This is a genomic window from Tenacibaculum sp. AWR4_210, from assembly GCF_056160945.1.
The window spans coordinates 17689-42841 of sequence record NZ_JBSWYF010000016.1 but is presented as its reverse complement, the minus strand read 5'-3'; the positions used below and the strand labels follow the sequence as shown (position 1 = coordinate 42841).

Annotated in this window: 20 protein-coding genes; 5 read left to right on the top strand and 15 right to left on the bottom strand. The window is 39.8% G+C overall.

The window, feature by feature from the left end; genetic code table 11:
- Nucleotides 1–165 precede the first annotated feature (165 nt).
- On the top strand, nucleotides 166–549 hold the full coding sequence (locus ACXAG7_RS19230) for an START-like domain-containing protein (protein WP_408044536.1): 384 nt from the start codon (nucleotides 166–168) through the stop codon (nucleotides 547–549).
- Nucleotides 550–646: 97 nt separating this feature from the next.
- A complete protein-coding gene (locus ACXAG7_RS19225; RefSeq protein ID WP_408044535.1) occupies nucleotides 647–1480 on the top strand; it encodes an aminotransferase class IV in 834 nt (277 codons plus the stop codon).
- Here ACXAG7_RS19225 and ACXAG7_RS19220 read toward each other — a convergent pair.
- From ACXAG7_RS19220 to ACXAG7_RS19180, 9 genes are all read right to left on the bottom strand, one after another.
- Nucleotides 1477–2040: a YqgE/AlgH family protein gene (locus ACXAG7_RS19220; RefSeq protein WP_408044534.1), complete on the bottom strand. Its 564-nt coding sequence runs from the start codon at nucleotides 2038–2040 to the stop codon at nucleotides 1477–1479. The two genes, ACXAG7_RS19225 and ACXAG7_RS19220, sit on opposite strands and share 4 nt — an antisense overlap.
- A 72-nt stretch (nucleotides 2041–2112) precedes the next feature.
- Nucleotides 2113–2862, bottom strand: a complete 750-nt coding sequence (locus ACXAG7_RS19215; RefSeq protein WP_408044533.1) for a LytR/AlgR family response regulator transcription factor — start codon at nucleotides 2860–2862, stop codon at nucleotides 2113–2115.
- A gap of 5 nt (nucleotides 2863–2867) precedes the next feature.
- Entirely contained in the window at nucleotides 2868–4919 is a 2052-nt protein-coding gene (locus ACXAG7_RS19210) for a sensor histidine kinase (RefSeq protein ID WP_408044532.1), read from the bottom strand.
- A 78-nt stretch (nucleotides 4920–4997) separates the two neighbouring features.
- A complete protein-coding gene (locus tag ACXAG7_RS19205) occupies nucleotides 4998–6086 on the bottom strand; it encodes a hypothetical protein (RefSeq protein ID WP_476667831.1) in 1089 nt (362 codons plus the stop codon).
- Nucleotides 6087–6090: 4 nt separating this feature from the next.
- Nucleotides 6091–6306, bottom strand: a complete 216-nt coding sequence (locus tag ACXAG7_RS19200) for a hypothetical protein (RefSeq protein ID WP_408044530.1) — start codon at nucleotides 6304–6306, stop codon at nucleotides 6091–6093.
- 146 nt (nucleotides 6307–6452) lie between these two features.
- The gene (locus ACXAG7_RS19195; RefSeq protein ID WP_476667830.1) at nucleotides 6453–8642 is read right to left on the bottom strand and encodes a PepSY domain-containing protein; all 2190 of its coding nucleotides are present in this window, start codon (nucleotides 8640–8642) and stop codon (nucleotides 6453–6455) included.
- Nucleotides 8643–8650: 8 nt separating this feature from the next.
- Nucleotides 8651–9145: a DUF2271 domain-containing protein gene (locus ACXAG7_RS19190; RefSeq protein WP_408044528.1), complete on the bottom strand. Its 495-nt coding sequence runs from the start codon at nucleotides 9143–9145 to the stop codon at nucleotides 8651–8653.
- Between the two features lie 4 nt (nucleotides 9146–9149).
- A complete protein-coding gene (locus tag ACXAG7_RS19185) occupies nucleotides 9150–10640 on the bottom strand; it encodes an ankyrin repeat domain-containing protein (protein ID WP_476667829.1) in 1491 nt (496 codons plus the stop codon).
- Nucleotides 10641–10691: 51 nt separating this feature from the next.
- Nucleotides 10692–11597 carry a DUF6607 family protein gene (locus ACXAG7_RS19180; RefSeq protein WP_408044526.1) on the bottom strand — a complete coding sequence of 302 codons (906 nt, stop codon included), beginning with the start codon at nucleotides 11595–11597 and terminating at the stop codon, nucleotides 10692–10694.
- Nucleotides 11598–11695: 98 nt separating this feature from the next.
- Between ACXAG7_RS19180 and ACXAG7_RS19175 the strand changes: the two genes are divergently transcribed.
- The 3 genes from ACXAG7_RS19175 (at nucleotide 11696) to ACXAG7_RS19165 (ending at nucleotide 17521) form a co-directional block, all read left to right on the top strand.
- Entirely contained in the window at nucleotides 11696–13786 is a 2091-nt protein-coding gene (locus tag ACXAG7_RS19175) for a TonB-dependent receptor plug domain-containing protein (protein WP_476667828.1), read from the top strand.
- Between the two features lie 33 nt (nucleotides 13787–13819).
- On the top strand, nucleotides 13820–14443 hold the full coding sequence (locus ACXAG7_RS19170) for an HmuY family protein (RefSeq protein ID WP_476667827.1): 624 nt from the start codon (nucleotides 13820–13822) through the stop codon (nucleotides 14441–14443).
- A 183-nt stretch (nucleotides 14444–14626) separates the two neighbouring features.
- On the top strand, nucleotides 14627–17521 hold the full coding sequence (locus ACXAG7_RS19165) for an FG-GAP-like repeat-containing protein (protein WP_476667826.1): 2895 nt from the start codon (nucleotides 14627–14629) through the stop codon (nucleotides 17519–17521).
- 95 nt (nucleotides 17522–17616) lie between these two features.
- On the opposite strand, the gene uvrA is transcribed toward ACXAG7_RS19165, so the two are convergent.
- The 6 genes from uvrA to ACXAG7_RS19135 all read right to left on the bottom strand — a co-directional run bounded on the left by uvrA (nucleotide 17617) and on the right by ACXAG7_RS19135 (nucleotide 24974).
- Nucleotides 17617–20415, bottom strand: coding sequence for an excinuclease ABC subunit UvrA (gene uvrA, locus ACXAG7_RS19160; protein ID WP_476667825.1), 2799 nt, complete (start codon nucleotides 20413–20415; stop codon nucleotides 17617–17619).
- A 148-nt stretch (nucleotides 20416–20563) separates the two neighbouring features.
- Nucleotides 20564–20914, bottom strand: coding sequence for a hypothetical protein (locus tag ACXAG7_RS19155; protein ID WP_476667824.1), 351 nt, complete (start codon nucleotides 20912–20914; stop codon nucleotides 20564–20566).
- 261 nt (nucleotides 20915–21175) lie between these two features.
- Nucleotides 21176–21667, bottom strand: coding sequence for a DUF1842 domain-containing protein (locus tag ACXAG7_RS19150; protein WP_408044520.1), 492 nt, complete (start codon nucleotides 21665–21667; stop codon nucleotides 21176–21178).
- Between the two features lie 283 nt (nucleotides 21668–21950).
- The gene (locus ACXAG7_RS19145) at nucleotides 21951–22670 is read right to left on the bottom strand and encodes a hypothetical protein (RefSeq protein ID WP_476667823.1); all 720 of its coding nucleotides are present in this window, start codon (nucleotides 22668–22670) and stop codon (nucleotides 21951–21953) included.
- A gap of 111 nt (nucleotides 22671–22781) precedes the next feature.
- A complete protein-coding gene (locus ACXAG7_RS19140; protein WP_476667822.1) occupies nucleotides 22782–23870 on the bottom strand; it encodes a linear amide C-N hydrolase in 1089 nt (362 codons plus the stop codon).
- 27 nt (nucleotides 23871–23897) lie between these two features.
- Nucleotides 23898–24974, bottom strand: coding sequence for a hypothetical protein (locus tag ACXAG7_RS19135; RefSeq protein ID WP_476667821.1), 1077 nt, complete (start codon nucleotides 24972–24974; stop codon nucleotides 23898–23900).
- Nucleotides 24975–25153: the final 179 nt, after the last annotated feature.

Sequence of the window (25153 nt, the reverse complement as noted above, 5' to 3'; positions counted from 1 at the left end):
TTGAACCCGTGACCTCAGGGTTATGAATCCTGCGCTCTAACCAACTGAGCTACCTCGCCTGATTGCGGGTGCAAATATAGCAACATTTTTTGATTGAGCAATATTTAAAATAAGTTTTTTTTTAATTTTAATTTCTCTATATTGTCGCACAAACAAATAATGTAAATGAGTAAAGTTAAATTTGAACTAGAATTCCCAATTCATGCTTCTCCCAGCATGCTGTATCAATATCTAGCCACCCCTGCCGGATTAGAAGAGTGGTTCGCTGATCGAGTGAACTCGAGAGGAAAACAAATTACTTTTATTTGGGATGATGCTGAAGAGGAAGCAAAAATCATTGCTAATAAAGCCGATGAGCGCATTAAATTTAAATGGACCGAGAGTGAAGGCGATGAAAGCTATTTCGAGTTCAAAATTAATGTAGATCCGCTTACCAAAGATGTAGCGGTATTAGTTACGGATTTTGCCGATGGAGATGACGAGGTAGAAGAGGCAAAGATGTTGTGGGAAAATCAAATTGAGGAGCTAAAACATACAATTGGAGCCTAGCTTCCTTTTTGTTTCATAAATTAACTCGACAATTGTCGGGTTTTTTTATGCCGTAACTTTTCTGAAATTAGTAATTTTGCCACCTAAAACTAACACCATGGTAAATATTAATGGAACCTTAATTCCATCAAACGATTTCCAAATTACCTATCAGAACCGAGCGTTTAAATACGGTGATGGTATTTTTGAGAGTATTAAAGTCCTCAATGGTAAAGCGGTCTTTTTCGAGGATCATTATTTTAGATTGATGGCTTCTATGCGTATGTTACGTATGAAAATTCCAATGGCCTTTACCTTAGAATACTTACAAGAAGAGGTGCTAAAAACGGTGAAAGCTCAGGAAAACCTCGCTGATGTGATGCGTGTACGCCTTACGGTTTACAGAAAAGATGGCGGGCTGTATACACCAGCGACCAATGAAGTTGATTTTGTTATCGAAGCTGGAGCACTCAACAGTCAGGTGAAAGAGCAGTATCGAATTGATTTGTACAAAGATTTCTATAACTATTCCGGAATGCTCTCTACCGTAAAAACGACCAATAGAATGCTCAATACTTTGGCCGCAGTATTTGCTGAGGAAAACGAGTATGACAATTGTATTCTATTAAACGAACGTAAAGGCGTTGCTGAAGCAACCAATGGAAACGTGTTTTTAGTGAAAGGAACTACGATCAAAACGCCAGCCTTAACGGAGGGATGTATTAAGGGAATCATTAGGAAAAAGCTTATTGATATCTTAGAAAAACACCCAGAATATACCATCGAGGAAACGGTAATTTCTCCATTTGATATCCAAAAAGCAGACGAAGTATTTATTACCAATGCAATCACAGGTATCCAGCCCGTTACCCACTATCGCAAAAAGGTATTTGGGACGGCAATTGCAAATAAATTACAAAACAGCTTACGCATCGCCAGTATTACGGGCTAGTTAAGCTGCACATCACTGGGTGCGTTTGCCCATAATTGGTATTCGCCCCCTTTTTCTAGAAGTTGATCCTTCCAGTACGATTCGTCTTTAATATTGAAAATATTAGGGTACTTGTTTTTTGATACAAACCACGAATTGGTGCGCAGTTCATCTTCTAACTGCTGAGAACCCCAGCCAGAGTATCCTAAGAAAAAACGAATGTCGTTGGGCTGTATTTGGTGGGTGTTTAACAGCTCTTTTAAACAGTCAAAATTACCACCCCAATATATACCGTCATTCACTTCAATGCTGTTGGGTAATAATTCGGGAACCTGATGTATAAAATACAGGTTGTCTTGCTCTACGGGACCTCCGTGATACACCGTAAAGTCACAATCAATATCCGGGACTAAATCTCTTAAACTATAATGTAATGGTCGATTCATTATAAAACCTACTGAACTGTCGTCAGAATGTTCAGTTAATAAAATAATGGTTCTGTTAAAAGATTGATCAGTTAATATCGAAGGCTCCGCAATCAACAATCTACCCTTACTCGGTTTTACTATGTGCCTACTCATATAAGTGTATTTAAAACTCTAATATAAGTAAAAATTAATAAAACTTTAACACAAAACGTGAAATATGTTAAATTATAAACCTTGAAGCGCTTCGATTACTTCATTTCGCTTTCGCACAGAAACGGGAATGCTTTGTTTGTTGTGCAGTACAATATAGCCACCGTCCGATTTAACGTACTCTTTTACAAAGTGTAAGTTGATAAGGTGACTTTGGTGTACACGTAAAAATTCATACTCTTTTAAGATGTCCGCAAAGTATTTTAATGTTTTACCCACAAGGATCTTTTGACCGTCGTTCATGTAAAATTCAGTGTAGTTATTGTCCGATTTGCAGTGCACTATGTCGTCTAAATTCACAACTTGAATCTTATCAGAGGTGTGCAGCGAGATCTTTTTAGGGCGTTTGTGAGGTTGGTTAATGGATTCTTGAAGTACAGATAGCTGTTCTTTGTTGGGGTGTAACTGGCGTTTCGCTTTTTCGATGGCCTCACTCAATTCTTCGGGGTTATAGGGTTTTAGAATGTAGTCTATGGCGGCAAACTTAAAGGCTTTAATGGCGTATTCATCACTAGCCGTTACGAATATTACTTTTGATTTTAGGTTCGGATGAATCTCTAATACGTCAAATCCAGTGCCATCACCTAGCATGATATCTAAAAATAAGAGGTCTGGTTGTTGTGAACTCAGTAATTTAGAAGCTGAGATTACACTGTGAGCGGTACCGCTAATTTCAATTTCAGGGTGATAGGTGTTGAGGTCGTTCTTGAGGAGGTCAAGAGCGGCAGGAATGTCGTCAACTAAGAGGGCAGTAAGTGCTGTCATGGCGTTTAAAAATCTGTTTTTAATGGTATTTTAATGGAAACTTTGGTACCGACAACGCGATCGTTCTCTTGTAATTCTTCAAAAGTGAGGGCGCTTCCGTAGGCTAAGTTGGCAATGCGTTCTTTCGTAACCTTAATGGCGAGTGATTTGTGTGATTGCGTCGTTTTATTTTTTTGCGACTGGTAAATTCCCATCCCATTATCGATAATATCACAATGTAAAAAATCGTGTCGATCGTAAAAGTTAAGAGTTATAGATCCGTCGTTTTTGTGTTGAATTCCGTGTTTGATACTGTTTTCAACAAAAGGTTGTATAAGCATCGGCGGAATGAGTATCTCTTCGGGATCACAAGATAGGTTAGGGCTGATCTTGAAATCAAAATTAAACGGACTCATCTGCTGTTCCAAGGCCAAGTAATTAGTCAAGGTTGTAATTTCTTCTTGAAGGCTTACTTCTTCCTGACGTGATGTATTGAGTATACTTCTTAATAAACTCGAGAATTTATTAATGGTAAAGGTCAATTCTTGGGTTTTACCGGCCAGTCCCATCGATTTTATACCGTTGAGTACATTGAAAATAAAATGAGGATTCATCTGTAGTTGCAATGCCTTTTGCTCAAGGGTCAACAGGTGGTTTTCTAGTTCCAATTGTTGAATTTTCGCTTCGTTTTTAGCACGTATTTTTTTTACGGTCAAATAGGCGCTCAGCACTATCAGTAAAAACACGCCAATACCACTGCTCCACAAAAACCAAGTTTTTTTGTAAAACGGCTTATCGATGTAAAATTGAAAGGCAATGGGAGAGCTTTCCTGTTCATTAGCGATTTTTGACTGTACGTGAAAGGTGTAAGATCCCGCCTGTAAATTGGCCAGATTCACTTGGTTGTGATTGGTCCACGGGCTGTATTCGTCATTGAGTTTGTATCGGTAATACACCTTTTTGGGGTTGTTGATATCAATTGATTTATAGGTAAAACTCAAGTGGTTTTTACTAGGAGGAAGTTGTAAGATACCGTTGTAGTTGTTAAAGTTTATACTGTCAATTGTTTGGTAGACTACCGCGATATCTTCAAAAGAAATGGCGGGTTTTTCTTTGTTGGCTTTAAGCAAACTCTCCAGCTTTATCAGTCCTCGATTTGAGGTTCCAATCCATATATTTTGTTGACGGTCTTCTGCGATGTCTGTAATTGAGTTGGTATTGAGTGAGTTGTATTTGTTTATTTTACGGTTAAAACTAAAATCACGGTTTAAGATTTCAATTCCATGGGTATGCGAAAAGAGCCAATATTGGTTTTTGATGTACTTGATACCGGCAACATTGTAAAGCGTGGTGGATAGGGTAGTGATTTCAGTTGGGCTTATTCGCTTAATACCCTTATTCTTAGTCGTGGCAATCAATTGCTGCTCGCCTTTTAGCAAGGCGGTGACATTACCGTCACATACTTTTTTTATTTGTTGTGGTACGGTGAGGTGGTCGAGCTTCCAAAGGCCCTTAGGAGTGGCCAACCAATACCAATTAAAGGCATAAGCGAGCGCGTTTACCTGATGTTGGTCTATGGTCATATTGGTTCGAAGTGGACTGATAAAATCGTCTTTGACTAGGGCAATTCCCTTATCCGTACCGAGTACGATTTTCGCATCCAACTGAGCAATGCAATGTACTTTTTTACTTTCGAAATAGCGGAAGGCATCTTGATCTTTAATATAGAAGGCTTCATTGCTCCCCAGTAGTAATTGGTTTTCCAACGGAACTAGCGTAGTGAAGTAGTTGCTTTGTAAGCCGTCTTTTCTGGTAAAATGAGTAAAATCTCTACCGTCAAAACGCGTGATTCCCTTGTTAGATCCGAACCACAAATAGCCCAGACTGTCTTGGGTAATGCTCGTAACGCGATTGCTCAATAATCCATTTTTTACACTGTAGTTTTTTTGACGTTGATACTGTGTGTCAAACGATATTTTATTGGTGAGCACAAAGCTGTTTTCTTGAGGCGCTTGTCCCTGCACAACCCCGAGGAACCACCAATATCCGATAGCAATAAGTAACTTTCCTAGTTTCATAAAACAAACTTACTAAATTATATGGAAGCCCCTAGCAAATAACCGCCCACAATGAGCGGTTATTGGGGTGAATTGTTTTTACTTCATGGCGTACAATCGTTTGTTGTTGGTATCTGGTTTTACGTGCTCCAAATCGCCATAGGGTTTGGTGATGGGTTTGAGTACACAGAGTACTGTACTGAGCCCTGTAATGGTGAGTTGGCTATCTTTAACACGGTATCTCCAACGAAATTTATGAACGGGAATATTCAGTTTTTCCACTTCCTTTTTCAGTTCTGTATGATTGGTGATCCAACTGATGAGTTCGGCATTTGAGGTAAAGCTCGGAATTTCATCATCCGAATTTTTGTAGTCTATTTCCAAGGTAACCGGAACGTTGTATTGTTTGGTATAGGGCTCACCAACATAGCGCTCGCGCTCATTGGTAAGCGCCGAATACCATTCTATCTCCTTTTCATTTGGGTATTTCTTTGCGATTTCTTTCGATAAATCAACTTTTCCAGGCGATTCTGCCGTCGGGTAAAATACGTAGTACGGCTGTGCCATGTAATGATTGCTAAACGATCCTCCAAACACACTGAAATACGGAGAAGCAATTACTTGAGGTGTTTTATCCGTGATAAAAGCAGCTTTTAAGGTATTAATTAACTGGGTGTTTTGAGCCAATTCATTGATGTGGAAAATAAGTTTGCTCTCATCAGTTAGTACGTTTTTTAAAGCCGGTAAACTACCGTTATCAATACATTCTTGTAAATTTTTAGCGCTGGCCTTTGTTCCGTTTACCGTGGTTTCAAGTTGGAGGCCGAACTGAGGTTTGTTGTTGTTTACAATATGAATATCTCCATAAGGATGTGCGGTGGCGTTTGTGTTGAGCCAGTCAATAATTTCCTCTATGGCAAAGGTTCCTTCTACCAATTGATAGTTTTTACCTCCAAAGTACTTTTTGGCACCTTCGTAGTATCCCGCTTGGTCTTTGTCGTATCCGGTTAAGAAAACCACGGGTGTTCTCACTGATTTTTTGGACGGACTTTTGACCGTCTCCGCCATTTCTTGGTGAGTACTATGTTGAGTAGCCTGCTCACTTTTCGCTTGTTTACAACTGATAAAACTGCTGGTTCCTAGAATTAAACTCAATCCTAATGCTGTGGTGCTGATTACTTTTTTCATAATTTTATTGTTTTAAGGTTACTGTTAAATTTTCTGTAGGCAACGGTTGATTAGCATAGGTGTTTAAGAGTTTGCATAAGTTTCGATCGGTAGACCAAAACCCATTTTCTAATCGTTCCGTTTTAATGATCTGTCCAGTGTCATCTGTATGGATTTTAACTTCGCGGTATTTGGTTAAATAAGGGATTAATATGAATGTATATGGAATATTGTTTATCATGGTTTTGTGCTTTTGATACTTCAAAGGTAGGAGAGAAGCCCAGCGTTTTTTGGCGGTAATTAGAATTCGTATCGATGAAATTAGAATTCGTCGAAAATAGCAACAGCTCCCGTGAAGAGAGCTGTTGAAGAGGTGTTTGTTTAGGATTAGTAGCAGTCCGTTTTGAGACGTTTTTGTTGAAGGAGTTTTGCTGTATTGAGTGAGGTATCCTTCAATATTTCCGAGTCTAGTAATTCCCGAACAGCTTGTAGCATTGCCAGTGAGCCACAGATGTACATTTCTGCACCGTCGAGTAGTTGGGTACGTAGTTCGTGTTTATTGCGACGCAAAGCATCCTGAACGTATTGTTTTTCGGAATTTTCTCTGGAATACACCAGGTGACATGCTCGCAGTTTTTGTTGTTGCTCTGCCTGTTCTAAAATAGGAGCAAATAGCTGAGATGCAGCTTTGGTAGTTCCTCCCCAGTACAAATTAAAGTTTTTTGAGGCAGTTCCTGATTGTACCATTCCTAAAAAGGGAGCGATACCTGTTCCGTTTGCTATAAAGAGTACGTTGTTGCTCTTTTTTGAAAGTTGAAAATTTGGATTTGCTTTGATGCGTCCCTGCACTAATGCTCCTTGGCTGAGCCTTGAAAGTAGGGTAGAGCAGACTCCCAATTCGTGTTTTTTAATGCTCAATACGAGCTTATCGTTGATTTTTCCAATCGAATAGAGACGCTCAATGCCATCTGCTTCAGGGAATATTCCTAGTAAATCTCCCGATTGAAATGCTGTTTTTTTCAGTGGTTGTAAATGTAGCATAAAGGTTCCTGCCTCGGTCAATCCTGTTTTGTGTACTACGCGAAAGCTCGATAGTTTGGGGATGGTACGTTTGGGCGGAACCACCTTGATAGCAAGTCCTGTTACTCGGTTGAAATCTCGAACCCAATGGCTAAAGGCATCCACGGACTGTTGATTAATTTTATGCAACGGCAATAATTCCTTAAAATTTGCTCGGTTCGCGAGTGTTGCAGCAATATCATCGGCGAACTGGCAAAATTTAGGGTAGGCCTTAGAACCAAATCCAATAATAGCATATTGAAGCTGTTGTGGATTGGAGGTGTTTTGAAATCGTTCTAGAAAGTTACGGGCATTACTCGGTGCTTCACCATCTCCGTAGGTAGCGCTCAGGATAAGGAGGTATTTCGCCTTTGGATATTGAGTGTATTGATTAAGCGTAGTAGTAAATACTGATTTGTTTGCGGCTTGAAGGGCATGGTGTAATGCTGAAGCGAATTGTGTGGTTGCTCCTGACTCCGAACCGCTGAGTATAACGTACTCGGCAGCTGTTGCTAACTGCGAGTTTTTAGGTAGTTTACTTCGGACAGGTTTCGAAAAGGTTATCACGAATCCGGAGTAGATAAAAAATAACAAAGCCATACAAACAGCAAACAATAAAAAAGACCAATAGAAAGTGCCTTTTCCGGTATGTAGCCAATAGGCAAGCTCGTAATACGTTTGGAGGTCTGTGACGTTGGTTTCCTGTAAAATTTGGCCAGTATATTGGTGAATACTGAGTGATTTGCTGCGTAGGTTGAGCTCAAAAGTATCTTCCTGATCTTCTGAAAATGGAAAATCCAAGCGTTTTAAGTCAGCTAACTTCGTAGTTGCAAAAATTGCGAAGGACGTTGTTTGCTGTGTAGGTAAGTTAGTTTGTAAGGTGTAGGATTGTCGTTGCGCTTTTGTTTTTGGAAGCCATTTTAGGGTATCCAAACTCAAAAACATTCCAGAAGCACTTACGAGTATGAGCAGCGGGAAAGCCCAACGACCAATGGCCACGTGGTAGTACTGGTTAACCGATTCTTTTACGATGGATTGAAAGTACTTGGCATAGCCTCCTTGACGTTTTGCTACGAGTACAATTCCAGTAATTCCTATTAAAAATAAGAGGAGGGCACTGATTCCCATGAGCAAGCGTCCTGTAGACTTTAAAAAGAGCGAGCGGTGCAGTGTTTGTGCGAACTTAAATAGCTTTTCTCGTTTTTGAGGGCGGCCAATGATGTGGCCGTTTCCTGGGTGAACAAAGGCTTTGATAGCCTTTCCATCGCGGGTTACTAAGTGCGCTTGTACGCGATGATAATCGTCTATTTTGACCTGACTTACCGCTTGATGACGCTCATTAAGTGCGGTTAGGGTGGTTGCTAAGGAGTATTCGTGTAAATCAAACTGCGGAACCTCTAAGGTGTTTTTAACGGGTTCTACAGCCAGTATAGCGCCTGTTAAAGCAGCGAGTAGTATAAAAACGAAAGAAGATATAGCCAGTGTTAAATGGCTATATCTCCAAATAGAAATGGTCATATATAAACTTAATCTTGCGGTATTAAACGAACATATCTAATAAATCCTTTACCTTCAATTTTATTGGCTAAATTCTCACTAGTCAAGTCAAATTCTACATCGTCTTTGTAGTATTCTTGATCTTCAACAGCCGATTCAAATCGGATTTTATAGCCCGCGTCAATTTTGTCTTTAGGAATTTTGATCACGCTAACCGAGCGATTACCACCACTGATGGTAGCTCCGGTAATGGCATCGATATCTGCGCGTTTTTTACCTTGGAAGTTCCACCATTCGGTAATGTCGGCATACCACTCGTCATCGTCGCCTTGAACATAGAGTGTTTCAACGTACTTAGCATTGGCATCCAGTAACGAAATAACAACATAAGCACCTTCACCCGAATAATTTTTCATTTGGATAAGGCATTTGTAATTAACGGCTTCTGTTGCTGTAAAACTGTACAATCCCCCAACAGTGATAAGCACTATGCATAGTTTTTTTATGATATTCGTGTACTTCATAAGATTATTTTAAAAAGTTTAAATCGGTTTGCTGCGCACGCAATACCTCGTTTTCTTTGGCAAGGTCATACACAGACTCGCCAAAATTAGTAACAATCTTTTTATCGGCACCTAATTGTAGTAGGTATTTGATAAGTTTAGTGTTTTTTGCTTGCATTACAGCACGGTGCAAGGCAGTCATTCCATCGCTGTCTTTTGCATTGATATCAAGCTTGAGACCGGTTAATTTTTTTAATAAATTCAAATTGTTTTTCTCAACGGCGATATGGATAAGGGTTTTGTTGTTAGCTTGTAATTGGTTTAAAGCAATGCCTTGCTTCTGGAGCAGCGCTATCTTTTTATCGAAGTTGTCAACAGCCCTGTCAGAATATCCTTTTACCAAGTAATACGCGATGCTATTTCCTTTTTTATCAAGATGCTTTGCATTGGCACCTCGTTGCAACAAAAATGCTACGACCTCTGGAGTATTTCCATAAATGGCATTCGTTAAGGCGGTTTGTCCTTTTTTGTTAGCGGTATTGATATTTGATGTTTTGTCGGCGAGTAAGTTAACGATAGCGAGGTTATTGCGACGTGCAGCATTGCTAAGTGCAGTGTTCCCTTCCGCATTCTGTTGGTCTACAGGTGTCCCTTTTTCGATGAAATAACTTAGGGTTTCGGAGTCTTTATTTCCGTATGCTAGGTTGTGTAAAGCCGTTTGCCCATCCTTAGAAACGATAGCAGGGTTTAATCCTAAACCTGTTAGGTATTTGAAAAATTCCAAACTATTATAACCTTTTCTAGATCCCCGTGTGGCAAGAATAAAAGCATTTTCTCCTTTATTGTTGAGCTTTTTATACGGCAATCCTTTTTCAATCAACACTTGTAATAAGGTGGTGTTTCCTGTTTTAGCCACGTAATTAAAAGCACCATTTCCATCGGCATCCACATCTTCCAAATGCATGCCTTTGGCTGTAAAATAAGGAAGTATACTCAAGTCTTTTACATGAGGTAGTAGGAGTAATAAAGCATGAGCACCATGACCATCGAGGTCATTTTTTAAATCGATACCGTGTTGAATACACAGATCGTAAATTTCCGTATTCGTTTTTCCGGTAGCGGCGGCAAAAGTAGCCACGGAATACTGATGAGAATCTTTTAAATCCATACGAGCTCCGTTAGCAATTAAATAGTTCATTAAAGGTACGTTGTTAGCATAGGCAGCCCAAAAAACATAAGTCCTCTTATCATGGGTAATTTTGTTAACGCCATTTCCTTCCAAACTGAGTAAATACTGAATGCTCTCCAGGTCGGCCTTTTCTAAAATGGCGTAAACCACTCCGTCAAAAGCATAGCGATTTAAGGCAGTTGCATCGTGTCCTTCGTTAATTTTATCTTTAATTAAGGCAACAGAAGGATTGCTTTTCCAAAAAGAACGCGATAAAAACACGTTTTCTCCTTGTGCGTAAATTCCTGTAGTAACCAGCAACAGTAATAGTAGTGTAAATCGTTTCATGAGTTTTCTTAAAAATGAAAACAATGCTCCGAAGAGCATTGTTAGGAATTGTTATTTTTTAATAAAAGATTCGATGATAGCATCAATTTTTGCTGCTTCCTTCACATCTTTTTTAAACAGGTGTTTGTACAATGGTTTATTATCCACTTTTTTCTCTAAGCTGAGGTTAGCGTTTCTGTTATATACATTATCCCAGGTATTTCTTACTAACTGCCACTTTGCTTCGTTCTTTTTCCACCAGTCTTGGGCACCTTGACAACGACTATCCGGAACTCGTACATAGGTATTGTACCCTTTTTCAGCGGCTAGTTTTACGTCGTCCTTACCTGACTCTCTGATGATTTTAAGGTTGTCCTGATCGTGTAACCAACCGTAATCTGTAATTTCATGACGATTTCCACGTAAAGTTACGTTGTAATCGCTTCGTTTCGTATACTCACGTCTTGGTAACGGAGCATCTGTTGTGTTTTCCCAATAGCTTTTCCCGTCTACATGTACCCAAGTACCCGAACCTTCATAGCGAGGACTGTCGTCTACTTGATATACTTTTTGTGTCCACTGCTTGCGAACCTCTTTCTTTGGTTTGAATTCATAGACCCATTTGTTGTCTCCGTCATAACGGTAAAAATCTTGGTTTTGGTACAACCAATCCTGACGCCAGTGTTTTACGATATAAGGCTTTTCAGGATTTCCTACTTGCAGTAAATGTTGAATTACAATCTCATTTTTATCGTCTTTCACCAGCTGTGCCCATTCTAAGGCCTTGTCTGATTTCATTTTTGAAGGTTTGTAAAGAGAATCTTTACTATAGTTGAATGTTTCAGCAAAATTGAAGGTCACTTCAAAGCAACCACACATTTTTTTGATGGCTTCTCGATCTTTTTTCTTTTTGCTTTGAGCGTTCCCAGTATGGCTTAAAAACAGTGCTAAAGCGGTAACTACGAGTACATTTTTCATTCTGTCGGTATTTAAAATATGATATTCTTCTGCAAAAATATGAAATTTATTTAGATTGATTAAAAATAACCTATATATTTGCATCAAAATTATTAAGAATGTTTCTAAATAATAGATGGAAGTTAGTATGGTTTTTGAGTTTTGGGGGATTTATACACGCTCAAGAGCCAATGGAAAGCCAAATAGATTCAACGAAGGTGAATGAGCTGGAAGAGGTAATCGTAACGGCAACACGAACAAAAAGACAATTATCATCGGTGCCCATGCCCGTGATATTAATTAATAAAAAGCAAATCCAGAAGTCGGGATCTGTACGTTTACGTGATATCCTTTTAGAACAAACCGGAATAACTTTGGTTAAGGATGTTGGAAATTCAGAAGGAGTACAATTGCAAGGGATATCAGCAGATTACACCTTGATCATGATCGATGGAGTACCGATAGTGGGTAGAACCGCTGGAAATATAGATTTGAATAGAATAACGGTAAATAATATCAAGCAAATCGAGGTGGTCAAAGGACCTACATCGTCACTTTATGGATCAGAAGCCATGGGTGGTGTAATTAATATTATTACCGAAAAACCTACGAAGGAACAGTTAAAAGGTTCTTTGCAATTATTGACGAGAGGAGGCGCCAGAAATGAATTCGACGCCAACGGTGAGTTCAGTTTTCGAAAAAAGAATTTAGGCCTTATTGCCGGACTGAATTTGAATTCGAGTGGAGGATTTGATTTGGTGCCACAAACAACGGCTCCAACGGTGTTTCCGCATCAAAATATTACGGGGAACTTACAAGTGATGTACGATTTTAATAGCACTTGGAAAATCGATGTAGCCTCGCGTTTTTTTGAGCAAAAACAATATGTGAATTCGGTGATTAACAAACAGAAGGATTGGAATGTAAATGCTAAAGTAACTCAGGCAATCCATAACAACTGGAACGTGTTGTATACGTTTTATGGTACGCGTTTTAATACGGAAAGTACGCTAAATGGGGAGACCTCTTTATTTAATAGAAGTTTATTTCGTCCTGAAGTGCGTTCGACAGTAAACCTCAGCAATAGAGAAAGTATTGTTGTTGGGCTCGGTGGAAATATCGACGGGTTGGACAGGACCTCTATTAACGGAGCGAAAGAGTTTAGAGCTTGGTATGCCTACGGACAGTACGACTTTTTTGCCACTGAAAAGCTCAATGTAGTGCTCGGTGCGCGTTACGAAGGGAGTTCGAGTTATCAATCGGCTTTTAGTCCAAAAGTTTCTGCGAGCTACGAGGTGTTTGACGATTTTATCGTAAAAGCCTCTGCGGGATACGGATTTAAGATTCCTGATTTTAGACAGTTGTTCTTCGATTTCAGAAATATAACACACGGATATATCGTGTTAGGTACACACACCTTACACAATTTATACGGAAATCAAGTGGACTTGAATAGGGTGGAGAAGCAATTAAAGCCTGAGAGTTCAAAAGGATACAATGTTGGATTCCGATGGAAGCCCATTCAGGCGGTAACTGTGAATGTAAACGCATTTAGGAATGATATCCAAGACCTGATTGACACGTTTGATACGCGAATTGACCCAACAGCCATTGGTTTACCGACGGGAACTCGAACGTTTTCCTATCGCAATATCAATAGGGTATTTACGCAGGGAATTGAAGTGGACATGAATGTCAAAATTAACAAAAACATTCAATTGTTTGGAGGGTATCAGTATTTGGATACAGGAAATAAAGACGATATCGCACGCATTGAGCAAGGCTTATTTTACAGAGATGCTAACGGAGTGTCGCAGCGTTTACAAAAGTCATCGTATTTCGGATTGGTAAACCGTTCGAAGCACATGTGGAATGCCAAGCTGTTTTACGAGAATTTCGCCCATGATTTTTCGGTGAATGCCCGTGGAATTTACCGAAGTAAGTTTGCGCCGTTTGACAGTAATGACAATGCCGTAATCGATGAATTTGACAATTTCGTAAAACCGAATTTCCAGTTGAACATAGCGGTAAACAAAACCCTGTATAACTGGATAGATTTTCAAATAGGAGTTGACAATGTGCTCAATAATACAGGAGCAGAGAATGGAAAACTCTTTAATTACCGCAGGACGGATGGAACGGTAATCCCAAATGAGAACTACTTGTTACTAGGTAGAAATTATTACGGAAGAGTGCGATTTAATTTTTAATGAATATTACAAACGAGAAAATAGGATTATATAATGAGAAATTTTAAAACAATTTTAGGAGCAGTAGTAGTGGCCTTTTTAATGGTGTCATGTAGTGATGAGAAAACACCGGAGCAACAACCGCAACCCTTAGCTACGAAAACCGTGAAAAACTTTGCAGCCCCTGCAGGAGGTGGTGGTGGAAACTACACTGGAGATTTTGCGAAGTTCAGTTTTAAAACAGGAGCTAAAACAACGGGTGATGACTGGGATATCGCATTTCGTGCAACTCAGATTATCGTAAATGGAGGTGCTAAAATTGAAAGTATCAACGAGGAACCAAACCGTACAGGAAATGCGGCAATAGCCATCGTTTCAAATACCTTAAAAGATTTAAAAGATGCTCCAGCAGATAGTGAATTTAAACAAGATGCTAAAGGTGCTTTTGGTTTAACTACCGGAAGTGGAAAAGGATGGTACTTGTACGACCCTAGTAATCATACCATCAAACCAGCTGCCGGAAAAATTTTGGTTGTTAAAACGCACGATGGTCGTTTTGCTAAAGTAGAAATTGAAAGTTATTATAAAGATAAAAATGCATCAAACCCTGCTAATGGACGCTATTTTACATTTAGTTATGTATACAACCCAACTGCAGGACAGAAAAGTTTTCAGTAAGTATATTTATTGAATTTTGTTAGTTTTTGTTACGTTAAACAGCCTAATCAGCATTGATTAGGCTGTTTTTTAATGTCTGTGTTAACATTTAATTAACATAATTTAACACTGTTAAAATACCTTATTCTTATTTATTCTAAATAAGAATAAGGTATTTTTGCATCTTGAATAAATGTATATGACATGAACAAAATTACACTTACTACATGTTTATTAATCTTGTCTGGGCAGTTAGCCATTGCCCAACAATGGAAAAATACTACGCGCTTGGAGGCCAAGGTCACCAAGGCCAACGATAAATTTGGAACCTCCCTAGCGATCAACGCAACGAACAGTTTTGTGGGAGCTTCTTTGGATGATGAAGCGATTTCAAATGGGGGAGCTGTCTATGTTTATGACGGCAACTTAAAGTTTACTGAAAAACTTTTCCCTTCAACCCCCATGAAATCGGCCTACTTCGGGAACAGTATGACCGCGAATGACAAGCATTTGGTGATTGGAGCTTACTACGGTAAACACGACGTTGCTACGACTAAAAAAGAAGGACTGGTATACCTGTTTGCTAAGGATGCCAGTAACAAATGGAAGGAGACTAAAATTCTGAAACAAGAAAATGGAAATTCCTACGATTTGTTTGGTCGTGATGTAGCCATCAGCGGTGATTATATATTAGCTACCGCAAATGGTGAAGACGAAGGAGAACGCAGTTCAGGTGCTGCCTATATCTTTTTTAAAGATCAAGGAGGAGCAGACTCTTGGGGACAGCAAGCAAAATTGAAGGCCAAGGACATTCAAAAGAATGCTTATTTCGGTTGGTCGGGTGACTTGTCGGGTGATTATGCAATAGTCGGAGCTTATAAGTTTGATGCACCAGGAGTTACCGATGCCGGAGCTGCCTATATTTTTAAAAGAAATGGAACCAATTGGGAAGAGCAGGTAAAATTAGTACCGACCAATACCCAATCGGATGATCTTGTTGGTTATGACGTAGCCATTGCGGGAGATTACGCTGTAATTTCAGCTCCAAATGCCGTTGTTGACGGAGTGTCTCGTGCGGGAAAAGTATACGTATACAAGAAAAATGCATCAGATACCTGGGAATTGAATACCAGTTTAACAGCACCGAATCCGACAGTGAATGAAACCTTTGGACACAAAGTTGCCATAGAAGGAAAGCGTTTGATCATCAGTTCAAAAGGAAATCAAAATAGAAAAGGGCGCGTTTTTGTATTCACCTTGGCAAATAAGGAATGGGGAATTGCGAAAGAACTGACAAAAAAAATACCGGTTGCTGAAGATAATTACGGAGTTAGTGTTGCTTTGAGAGGTGAACGAACCTTGATTGGTAGTGACGAAGGTACGGACAGAGTAGGAGCTGTATACGCTTATGAAGAATACCTGCGTTTTGAGGAAGTAACTGCCGGAATCAGTAATTTCTTTTATGCTTCGTTAGATTGGGGAGACTTTGATAACGATGGTTATAAAGATGTAATTGTTTCTGGAGGTATTGATACTACCGGTGATCACAGTGCGGATCAGAGTGCAGTAAAATTATTTAGAAATAAACAGGACGGAACTTTTGAAGAGGTGGTGACACCAATGTACGGATTGCATTTAGGGGCTGTAAAGTTTGTCGATGTGGATAATGATGCAGATTTGGATGTGGTAATTTGTGGTCAAAATTACGCGGATATCACCAAGTATTATTTAACTGTGTACGAAAACGACGGTGCTAAGTTTAAGAAAAAACAAGATTTAGATGGGTTAATTTACGCTTCGTTGAGTTTTGCTGATATTGATAATAATGGAACCTTGGACATGCTGGTTACCGGAGCATCACAAGCACATGGTGGTGCGGCGCAAAAAGCCTTCGTTTATACCAATGAAAAAGGAATGTTTAAGAAGTCGAGTATCGCTTTACCAGGAGTTCAAAATGGACAGGCAGAATTTGCTGATATCGACGCTGATGGAGATATGGATATCTTGATTATGGGTACCGATAAAGATGACAAGTATATTTTAAAAACCTTTAGCAATGAGGCTGCTACCTTTACTGAAAAGCAAAGCTTACCAGGGATGTATTTAGGAGGATTGGCATTTGGTGATTTTAATGCAGATGGCTATCCTGATTTCGCTGTAATGGGGGATGATACTAACGATGATTACGCCGCCTTGATTTACAAAAATACCAAAGGAACCTTTGCAGAATACAAGAAGTTAAAAGGAGTAGATAGCAGTAGTGGTACTACGCCTGTTGCTTGGGCAGATTACGATAACGACGGAGACTTAGACTTGCTGTTGGCAGGAACCGATGAAGATTATAACGACGTTAGTTTAACCTATAAAAATAACAACGGAAAATTCCATTTGACAAACGAAGGAATTCAAGGACTTGGAGGGAATGTGAGTTTAGGATGGGCCGATATCGATAATGATAACGATGTAGATGCATTGGTGTCTGGATGGTATACAGATAAAAAAGGGAATTATACCTCTGGAACTTTATTGCATAAAAATACAACGGTAAAGGCAAATCTTGCTCCTTCCGCTCCAACCAACCTCACTACAACGACAACGGGAAATGCGGTTACTTTTGCGTGGGATGTCGCTACTGATGATACTACGAACAGTAATGGTTTGTTTTATATGTTGCAGGTAGGAACTACTAAAGGAGCTCACGACGTGGCGTATTACCCAGTATACGGAACCACTTGGACCTTAAAAGGAATTGGTAGTGGACCCTTTTATTGGAGTCTTACTACTGTTGATGCCGCTTATGTACAATCGTCAGTAGCAGAAGGAACTAGTGTAACTTTAGGAACAGACAAGGTGGAAAAAGAGGCAGCGAATGTGTTGGTTTATCCAAACCCAATTCAAGAAGAGGCAACGGTAACCTTACCTAAGCACCTAACCAATGCACGTTGGAGTGTGTACGATATCAACGGACGTCGCGTATTGGCAGCTAAAAAAATGACCAGCAATGGAGTTGTAAACATGGCAGCCTTAACTTCGGGAACGTACGTATTAAAGATTACGACAGCAAATGCTGTAGTTACCAAAAAGATTGTAAAATACTAAGGGTCTCGGACGTTTAGTTCTTTTAATTGTGTTGTGTAAAAGACAAGCCTAGTAGTAGTACTAGGCTTGTTTTATATTTTATACTGTTTGTAGTTTTAAGCGTGTTCTGCTAATTTTTCTTTGATAAAGGGTGCGGTTACTGAATTCGGATGTGTTGCTAAGTCTTCCGGAGTACCGGCAAAAAGTAAACTTCCTCCCTTTTTACCACCTTCTATTCCCAAGTCAATAATGTGATCTGCACATTTGATGAGATCGATATTGTGTTCAATAACGACTATAGAATGTCCTCGTTCTATCAAGGCGTTAAAAGAGGTTATCAATTTTTTAATATCGTGAAAATGCAAGCCAGTGGTGGGTTCATCAAAGATAAACAAGGCTTTTTCTCTGCTCGTTCCTTTGACTAAAAAAGAGGCGAGTTTAATGCGCTGTGCTTCCCCTCCTGATAGGGTAGAAGACGATTGCCCTAGCTGTACATAGCCCAAACCAACGTCTTGTAATGGTTTGAGTTTTCTCGATATTTTAAGTTCGTTATGACGGGTAAAGAAGTCAATGGCATCGTCGATGGTCATATTTAAGATATCGTCGATATTTTTGTCTTCGAATTTTACTTCGAGTACTTCTTTTTTAAAGCGTTTTCCGTGACAGGTTTCGCATTGCAAATGCACGTCTGCCATAAATTGCATTTCAATGGTTACTTCTCCTTCTCCTTTACACACTTCACAACGTCCGCCTTCAACATTAAACGAGAAGTGCTTGGGCTGATAGTTTCTGATCTTTGATAGCTTTTGCGAGCTCAACAGCTTTCGAATATCGTCATAGGCTTTGATATAGGTTACTGGGTTGGAACGCGAGGATCTCCCGATAGGGTTTTGATCAATAAATTCAACCTGTTGCAATAGGTCCAGGCTGCCGGTAACTTCGGTGTGTTGTCCGAGTTTGTCACCGTATCCATTGAGCTTTTTTTGCATGGCAGGGTAGAGGATTTTTTTGACCAATGTACTTTTACCACTCCCCGAAACTCCTGTAATCACTGTTAAGTTGTGTAGCGGTATATGGACGTCTATGTTTTTGAGGTTGTTTTCTCTTGCTCCAATTATAGAGATAAAATCTTTAGATACTCTACGCATCGCAGGAAGCTCAATTTGTTGCTTTAGCGATAGGTATTGCGAGGTTAGTGAATTGGATTGCAGCATGTGTTCAAAACTTCCCTGAGCAACCACTTCACCACCATAACTACCTGCTTCAGGACCGATATCAATAATATAGTCCGCTTCTTTCATAATATCTTCATCGTGTTCAACGACAATGACAGTATTTCCGAGGTTGCGTAGATTTTTCAGTACCTTGATAAGGCGTTGTGTATCTTTTGGATGCAAGCCGATACTGGGCTCGTCCAAAATATACATCGATCCCACCAAACTACTACCGAGAGAGGTGGCCAAGTTGATACGTTGACTTTCTCCTCCTGAAAGTGTGTTTGACGTTCTGTTCAAAGTGAGGTAATTGAGGCCAACATCACCTAAAAACTGCAGGCGATTATTAATTTCGGTGAGTAAGCGCTGGGCTATTTTTTCTTCGTATTCATCCAGCTGGATGGTTTTAAAGAAGGCCGCCAGCTCATCGAGGGGTAAGTTGACCAATTCTGATATGGTTTTCCCGTATACCTGAATGTAGTTGGCTTCTTTTCGCAAGCGATCGCCATGACAGGTGGTACAGGTTGTTTTTCCGCGATATCTCGAGAGCATCACGCGGTTTTGAATTTTGTAATTTTTGGCTTCAAGTGTATCGAAGAGGTGCTGAATACCCTTAAACTTTTTCGTTCCCTTCCACACGAGGGCACGCTGTTCATCGGTGAGTTCAAACCAGGGTTTGTGAATGGGAATTCCAAACTCTTCGGCGTGTAAAATGAGGTTGTTTTTATACTTTCTATAGCTGTCCGTTTTATAAGGAAAAATAGCATCTTCGTAAATAGAGAGGCCGGTATTCGGAATAACGAGTTCTTCATCGATTCCGACAACATTACCATAACCTTCACAGGTAGGGCAGGCACCATAGGGATTGTTAAAACTAAACAAGTGTGTATTAGGCTCCAAAAAGCTCATACCATCTAGCTCAAACTTATTGCTAAATTCGTGTTGTTGTTCGGTTTGTAAGTCATGAATAAAACAAAGGCCTTTTCCTTCAAAAAAAGCAGTTTGCACAGCATCACCTAGTCGATTGTAAAAGTCTTCTTCGTGTTTTACAACGACCCTGTCAACAACGAGTAACAGCGGTTCACCGTCATAGTTCTCTTGCGGAAATTCTTCAATGCGGTATACAGTACCTCGGTGTTGTATACGGGCGTATCCTTGCTGCATTAGTACTTGTAAGCTGGTCGCTAATTTGCGTTCAGCATTGATTTGTATAGGAGCGAGGAGTAATAGCTTGCTGCGCTCATCAAAAGTTTTTACAAAATCGAGTACATCACTAACACTGTGTTTTTTTACCTCATTGCCAGAAATAGGTGAGTAGGTACGGCCGATACGAGCGAAGAGTAATTTGATATAATCATAAATCTCGGTAGAAGTTCCTACTGTCGATCTAGGATTGGTAGAATTAACTTTTTGTTCAATGGCGATTGCCGGAGCAATACCTTTGATATAGTCTACTTTCGGTTTGTGGAGTTTTCCTAAAAACTGTCGGGCATATGACGATAAACTTTCCACATACCTACGCTGTCCTTCGGCGTAGAGGGTATCAAAAGCCAGAGAGGACTTTCCAGAACCAGATAAACCCGTAATTACTACCAGTTTATTTCTGGGAATCACTACGTCAATATCTTTTAAATTGTGCAGTTTTGCACCTTTAATGATGATGTTTTCTTTAGGATCTACGTTCGTAATATCTATATTCATATGCTCAAAAAAACTAAGCGATAAAAATACGGTATTCTGAACTAGAAAGAAAAGAAAGTTCAAAGAGATTCAAAAAGCAAACTAAGCCTTTGAACAACAAAACCCTAGTTGTAAAGTAAACTAGGGTATGTAATTTTTAAAATAGGAACTACCAGCTAAAAAGTCGGCCGCTACCTTTGTATACATTGTGTCCAAATACAGAGACCTCGACGTCGTAGTCTATTTCTTTTTTATCGAAATCAGCCGATAATTCAACTTTGGCCTCTCCGATACCTACACTACCTCCGAGGGTCACATCTGGGTGCTCTGGATTGAGGAGTATCGAACCAATGGGTGCACCGTACAAGGAAGCTTTTCCTGTGATTTGCGGGATGGCTAGGTCTATTGAATACTCGATGGTTAAAGGACCGAAGTGTTTAACTCCTCCGATATTTTGTCCTAATTTTTTTGCTTGTTCGGCACTCATGGCCGTCTGTGGAGCTGCTACTGCTGCACTCATAATAATTTGGTTAGTTTCCTACTCGTATGGCTTTTCGGATACGCCTCGTTTTTTTCGTAGTGCTGAACTCTACGGTGGTTGTATTTCTTTGAATACCATGAGTTTAAAGGTAGTTGTGATACTTGAAATTGTAGTGGTGTAGGTCTTAAATGGTTGGTTTTGAGGTTTTAATGAGGTTGTTTGAGGAAGGGGCGTAAAAAAACTGTACCGCCAAAGCGGTACAGCCACAAATAGAAATAAATATAAATACGAAATGAGCAATTAAGCGTGTGCTGGCAACTCAGCGTGCTCTTCTTTTACAGCGGCAGCTAAATTTTCAACGGTTTGCTCTACTGGAGTCTCAATAAATTCAACTTTTTGAGGTCCAACGTTTACCCATTGCCCGTTAATTAAATACGAATAAAAGGCGATTCCAGACTTCCAATCTTCTTCTAATGACATGCGTAAAGTCACGTTTTTGATCGGTTGTGGAGCACCCATTACTAATGGAGCGAAAGGAGCGTATCCGTCCGCAACAACGAGTATATTACAAGATTTCATCGTTGCCATATACGAGTAATCACCTACGAGATTGGTTTCGATGTTTAATCTTGGATTTGTTGCTTGGAAGATATTTCCAGTACCAACAACTCTATTCGTCTTTCTGTTGATGATTAATGACAAGTTGAAAGAAACACCTCCCATCAAGTTATTACTAATTCTGTAGTTGTTTTGATACAGGTAGTGGATTTCATTGTCTTGCTTGTTTTCCATTTTGAAAATGTTTTAAAGTTAGTTCCTTACTCATTGGCTTTTCAGGTAACGCCCCGTTTTTTGAGTAGTTTCTGGACTCTACTTTTTTGTTAGATTGTGCAAAATAATCGGTAGCGCTGAGTGATTATTTCGCTGTGGGCATGTACGTAATGCATACTAAAGATACAACCTAACGCAACGCAGTCCAACGGGGAAAAACACCTTAGTTTATCTTCAGTGTTAGCCCTGATACCAGGTAGTAATTGCCCTAAAAAAAAAGCGAGGTATTACCCTCGCTATAGCACTATCCGATATTGTTGATAATAAACTTTTGTTTGCTGGAACAGGCTCCCTGCCAATTACCACAGTAATATCCTACCATGTATTGGCCACCTTCGTTTAATTCATCTGTAGTGAGCAAGGTAATGGCATTGTTGGTTGTACTCTGAACTCGAACGCCTTTAATTTGTTTGTACTCAGGAGTTGTTTGGAATAGGAAAATACTATCTCCGTTTTGTTTTGGATTTATTCCAGACAATGCACTCGACTGAATTTCTAGCTCAAAGCCCATGTTGTTTGCAGAAATGGCGAGCACTTCAATTGATTCGTGGAAATTGGCCCCGTCTTTTCCGTTGATGAGCTTTAAATAACTGCATAAGGTTTGGGGTACGTGATTGATGCTTACCGATAAACCGATAATGAATTGACCAGACTTAAAATTGAATTTTGAGTTGATGGTGACTTGTCCGTTATCCGATGGTTGCACTGTGAAGGTTTCTACAGGTGTTCTGCCCACAGGATTGTCTAAACCTTCGTATACAGCAATAGTGTACTTGTATTTTGTAGTCGAACCAATCGGATTCGAATCTACCGTACTGTAAAATACGTTCAATTCTTTTGGAGAATTTGGGTTGACTGCAGCTCTTATTACTTGTGCGTAATAATTGTCAGTTACGTTAAATAGCACGGCGGTACCTTGTGAAAGTTGAAGTGCTTCGTTTTGATGTACTAAAGTAGTTTCCATAATTAGTAGAGTTTTGGTTATTATTATTAAATGGTTGTTTTGAAGTATGTGGTGTTGAAACGTCGGAGTAAGTGACCCGTTCTCGAAGTTCGAGAACAGGTTACTACTAAACTAGGCCAAGGTCATTGCTTGGACAGCAAAAGGATCATCGGCCTTCTCAAACTTATCGTAGCAGGCTCCGTAAAATTCCTTGTTGATAAATTTACCTTCTTTTAAATCGACGACTACCAGTTGCGATACAGGGTGGGTAAGTCGATCCAGTTCGTTGAGGTCAATATAAAGATCTCCCATAGTGCGTGCATTGCAAAAGAAGTACAAGAGGTTGTTGTGGTCACTTACACTCGTCCATAAGGTTTGTGCAATATTTGGAAAATTATCATCCTCAGAATTGAAGTTTACCGGTACTGAGGCGTTCATTACGATAGATTTTGACTGCGCTAATGAATCGGCACTGGAATGCGTTGGGTGCAGGTGGTTTAAGTAGTACGAAGCTCTGGCAAATCGATCAGACGGAAAAGGTCCTCCTGGTAAGGTCCTACTCGGAAAGTGGTTTTGGCTACTCCACTGCCAACGCCAGTATTGGTTGAGTTCGATTTGTTTGGCATACGAAGGCTCATTTGTCATGATACGGAAGTCCATATTGTGGTAAATAACGAAAGTACCTTTGTGTACTTCGATGATCGCAGAGTCTCCGAATTTGTCCGATACAGCTAAATGCAAAGAGGCTTCTTTGGTACTGCCTGGAACTTTAGCCCCGATGATTTCAATTTGCACAGTAGCATTTTCATTGAACTGATTAACTACCTCTTTGACCGATGCACAGGTATCCAATACGAATTGTACCCAACGAAGTACATCGAGTTGTTTGCATTTCGCACTGTCATTACGGTGATAACTCGCGTCGCTGTCGTATAGTAAATTAGCAACCAACCCTGCGCTATTAATACCGTCAGAAGCACCATAAGGAGCATTGACACCGACCATATTGACGACGCTGTCATAACGGGCAATCCAAGTTAAAGGGTTGTCATGCAGGGCATCGGTATCTTTTTCTGACAGTCCTATTTTTTCGGTTGGCTTGTCGAGGTTGGTTTTAAACACGAAAATAGTGGTGGGCATTTGCTCGGCCCAATCCATGTTTCGAGCAGTGGTTAAAAATTTGTTTTCCGGATTAAAGTTGTTGTAGATTCTAGTACACATAATTTAAAAGTTTAGTAGTTTAAAAAATTATTGATTTTTAGCAATCGCTAGGTTCAAGTGTTCCAGTTCTTTAGAGTGGTCATTGATAGCGATGGCTTGCATAGACATTTCGTTGGTGTTCAGTATTGATTTTACAAGGAAAGCTTGTGGTGGAATGCTTATGGCAAGGGTAATCAAGCCACCGCCTAGTACTGGTAAATTAACGCCTTTCATCAACGCTCCGCCAAACCACCAGTTGTTCATAATGTGTTGGTTTGAACCTTGACCGATGAGAACGTTTTTAATCGTATACTGCTTGCCTGCTAAGCTAAATTGTAAGGTTCCCTTGATGGCAAAGTTTAATTCATCAGGGAGTTGTTTTCCAGTAAATGAGGCAATCGCACTTCCTTTGTTTATTTCATGTGCAAACCACTTGGCAGGAACCTTACTTTTACTTCTTCCGGCCTTAATGATAAGCTGCCCTTTTCCGTTTTGAATACTCGTGGTCACTCCGTCATAGGGTTGGCCAATAGTTACCTTGCTATCGGTCACGTTAAAACTAAAGTTATCTAGCTTTTCATTGCCAAACGATAGTAAGAATTCGTTGTTGTGTAGCCCTGATAATTGGCGCACACATAAGATGTTGAAACTGTAGTTTCCTGAAGGGTCTAGGTAAAGTTGTGTGGTTGCGCTCTGCTTTGGAGAGTACAAAACGCCTCCTTTGTTATTGTCTTTTGCTTGTATGGCCGGCGAGCAAAAGTGCCAATTGTTGGTGGCAACGTGATTTCCTTGTCCAATACAAACGTCGAAACGCTCGTCATTAATATACAAAGTGCCTTTTATTGCAAAGTTTAGTTCGTCAGGACTGTTACTACCACCGGCAGTATGAATCATACAGTTAGTGTCGTAGTCTACAGATTTTTTATAAAATGTAGCCGGACCCGTATGTTTATGGCGATAGGCTTTTACGGTGATGATCAGCGTTTTTCCTTTTCGTTCCACCTGAAATCCCTTCCAGTTATCTTTAGGGTTTTCAATATCGTAGTCGGCGAGTTTAAAATCGAGTTTCGTCAGTTCAATATCTGCTTTGAAATTCAGTTTGAATGTATTGTCTGTTTTTGACATGATGGTAGTTTTTAGTTAGTGGTATATTGACCTCTAGGGCCTTTTTGTTTGGGAAACGCTATGAGTTTCGTTAACGTTAGTGAAAGTAGCATAGAAAAGCAGGCAGCAATTGTCCGGTGTAGTGAACAGAGAAAAAGATGTAGTGAATTCCGTAAAAAAAGGCATGGTTTTTTTGGGAA